Here is a 3,648-nt window from a genome sequence, read left to right on the forward strand (position 1 = left end):
CAGAAACCGGCTGATGCTGGCGCCTGGCGCGCAGTCCTCGGTTTGGCCGTTAACCACGATGTTCATAAAGAACCTCCATAGGTTACAGGAGCCTGATCCGCGGGGGCGTGGCTGACGGTACCGAGCAGGGCCACAAAAAAACCCGCAGAACCAATACGGCTGCGGGCAAGCACAAACCTGTTTCCAGGCTGGCCAGCTTCCCTTCGTCGGCATTATCCGCGTCAGGTACAGAATCGCGTCTTTCTTCGCGATTCAAGGGGTCAGGGCGCTATCACCCTTTCTCAGCCGTCAATGGCTCCCCCAGCCGGAAAACAAAAGATAGACCCATGCATTATGAAATGCAAGTCCCTCAGACAAGGTCATTTTTGTACTGGTTATCCCGTTCGGAACCTGTGCTGGTGATGCTATTCGCCTTGTGGACGCGAGTAGGGGTGGCACTGGCATGGGCCGTCGAACAATTGCGAAAAAAAGTGCAAAGTGCGGGTGCCGCTCCAAAACGCATTTTACAGCGCAAATATTCCAGGATGGGATTTAAAAAATTTAATTAATTTAGTTTGTTATCATTATTAGGAGTGAGTTGCAAAAAGGCCTCAAGTATGTTTTATGTAGCCGCTGCGGGTAAAAGATTGTGGCGATCCGTTTTCAGCGGCATAGACAGATATACATAATGGGTGTAGCAAAAAATTACGCAGGCCCGTAAAAACTGCATCACTGGGTTTTGATACAGTATACTGGCCAATCGGGCTATTTTTCAACAGTCTCTCAAGAGGAGGATGGAGATTATTGATAGGCTACTGTTTAAGTATGTGTTTAGGTGTGGTTTTGGGCAGTTTCGCAGGGCTGCGGCATATTAGGCCGCCTGCCCGGTTGAGAAAGTAAGCCAAGCCCTGACGGGAGTAAGTAATGGAAGCTCTTGAAAATATTAATGCCATAACACTCGTGTTTGCGGCATTGTGTATTTTTGCTATTTCATACCGTGTTTACGGGATTTTTTTAGCAAATAAAGTATTGCGTCTTGATGGCAACCGCACGACGCCGGCTGTGCGTTTTGCCGATGGTCATGACTATGTGAAAACCAACGAATACGTTTTGTACGGCCACCACTTTGCGGCCATCGCCGCCGCCGGGCCTCTTGTGGGCCCCGTGCTGGCCGCGCAGTTCGGTTATCTGCCGGGCGCGCTGTGGATTCTTATCGGCTGCGTTCTCGGCGGCGCGGTGCACGACATGGTGGTTCTTTTCGCCTCCGTGCGCCATAAAGGCCAGAGCCTTGCGGCCATCGCCACGCGCGAAATCGGCCCTGTCACGGGCACCGTGGCTGGCGTCGCCATTCTGTGCATTCTCATTCTCACCCTGGCAGGCCTCTCGCTGGCCTGCATCAGCGCCATGCACAATGCGCCCTGGTCGCTGTTCATCGTTGTCATCACCATGCCCATAGCCATGATTATGGGCCTCATCATGCGCTACATGAAAAACAGCGTGCTGTTCGCCAGCCTTCTGGGCCTGGTGCTGCTTGTGGTGGGCATTTTGAGCGGCCATGACCTCATGCAGAAGGATGTGCTGGGCTGGGCCTTTGACTGGGACAGAAATACCGTGGCCATCGCCATTGCCGTTTACGGCTTTTTCGCTTCGGTGCTGCCCGTATGGTTCCTGCTTGTGCCGCGTGACTATCTGTCCACCTATTTGAAGATAGGCACCATCCTCATGCTGACCGTAGGCATCATCTTTGTGCAGCCTACCATTCTCATGCCCACCATTACGCCCTTCATCAAGGGCGGTGGCCCCGTGATCGGCGGCCCAGTGCTGCCCTTCATCTTTATCACCATTGCCTGTGGGGCTATTTCTGGCTTCCATGCCATTATCGGCACGGGCACCACGCCCAAGATGCTCGGCAGCGAGCGCGACATTCTCTTTGTGGGCTACGGCGCCATGCTGACCGAAGGCTTTGTGGCCATGATGGCCCTTATCGCCGCCTGCACGCTGATGCCCGGCGACTACTTTGCCATCAACGCCACCCCTGCCAAGTTTGACGCGCTGCTGGCGGCACATCCCAGCCTGCACACCGTTGATCTGGGCTTCTTTGAAGAAAAGATCGGCCTTAACCTGCACGCCCGTCCCGGCGGCGCGGTGTCGCTGGCTGTGGGCATGGCCCACATCTTCCACAAGATCCCGTATATGGATCACCTCATGGCCTACTGGTACAACTTTGCCGTCATGTTTGAAGCGGTCTTTATTCTGACCGCCATCGACTCCGGCACACGCGTGGGCCGCTTCTTCCTCCAGGAAATGCTTGGCAAGGTGTATGCCCCGTTTGGTGACAAGAACTGGACGCCCGGCGTCATCATCACCAGTCTGGCCTTCACTTCCATGTGGGGCTACCTGGTGTACACCGGCAACATCAGCAACATCTGGCCGCTCTTCGGTATGAGCAACCAGCTGCTGGCCTCCTGCGCCCTTATCGTCTGCACCAGCATGCTGCTGCGCATGAACAGGGGCAAGTACTGCCTCATGACGGCCATTCCCGGCGTGTTCATGACGGCAGTGACCTTCTGGGCTGGCTATCTGCAACTGACGACCGACTATATCCCCAACGGCAAGTATCTGCTGGCTGGCCTGGCCTGCCTTGTCATGGTGCTTATGGTCTTTGTTATCGTGGGCACGCTCCGTCGCTGGTCTGAACTTATGGGCATCAAGACCCTGGTTACAGACTCCTACGGCGATTCCGTGCGCGAACTTGTTGAAGAATAGTCCACACGCAAAACTCTGCTGAAAGGGGCCACTGCATCGCAGTGGCCCCTTTTTTCAAAAAAATCTGCGACAGAAAAGCAAGGCCATACTTGCCTTTGGGCGTGACAGCGACTACAGTGACGGCTGGTCTGTGAAAAAAATCATTTGCCAAGAGCAGCCCCTTTTGCTAGATTGATTGAACAAACAACGCGCGGATGCAGTGCCGGAACCGCGACGGAAAATAGAGAGCGTTTTCTGGGCATGATCGAGACGTGAGATACAACTGCTCTCCCCTTGAATAGCCATCATGGCCAGAGGCGCAAGCGATTTTTGCTGTCGTGTGCCTGCAGCCGATGCCTTTGAAATACATATGCGCAAGGGCGATCTGCTCCGGATTGCTCGCGCTGACATAAGGGAATCGTCGCGGTGGGATGCGCAGGCAAGGGCCTGGGCAGACGTTTGCCGTGAAAGTGTTGCACAAATGCAGGCGAAATGCAGTATTTCTGTGATTTTCTTGCAGGAGTGACGAAATTTTCAAGAGTAGCGGGTAAGCCCGTTTATTACGCCGGATCTGGAAAAGGCGGGACCGCATGCCCGCCGGACACGCTGTCGGTCATGACCGTGCAGCGCTTCCAGATGTCGAAACCGTTTGGCGGTCAAAAGTGGGCTTTCCCCAATTGGGAGAGTGTATCACTGCCACAAGCGGAACGTCCCGGCCGAGCCTGAGGATCCTTGCAATCCTCACGCCCAGACGCGCTTGCAGCAATCGCCAAGACCCCGGCCAGAAGTGGCCGGGGTCTTGTGTTTGAATTGTAAAGGTTTGCGTAGGCCGGGCGGCTCTTGTTTGAAATGCTTTGTGGGGGAGGGACCCTTTTGCAAAAGGGTCCCTCCCCCACACCCCCTCCCCCCAAAAATCTTTATTGT

At 54.7% G+C, this 3,648-nt stretch carries 2 protein-coding genes; both read left to right on the forward strand.

Features of this window, described 5'->3' with window-relative positions; translation table 11 throughout:
- The first annotated feature begins 107 nt into the window (after positions 1–107).
- Positions 108–548 (forward strand): hypothetical protein, encoded by a 441-nt coding sequence (locus RBR41_RS14505; RefSeq protein WP_320353388.1) that lies wholly within the window; start codon positions 108–110, stop codon positions 546–548.
- 373 nt (positions 549–921) lie between these two features.
- On the forward strand, positions 922–2,745 hold the full coding sequence (locus tag RBR41_RS14510) for a carbon starvation protein A (protein WP_320353389.1): 1,824 nt from the start codon (positions 922–924) through the stop codon (positions 2,743–2,745).
- Positions 2,746–3,648: the final 903 nt, after the last annotated feature.

The organism is Desulfovibrio sp. (assembly GCF_034006445.1).
Taxonomy (GTDB): Bacteria; Desulfobacterota; Desulfovibrionia; order Desulfovibrionales; family Desulfovibrionaceae; genus Desulfovibrio.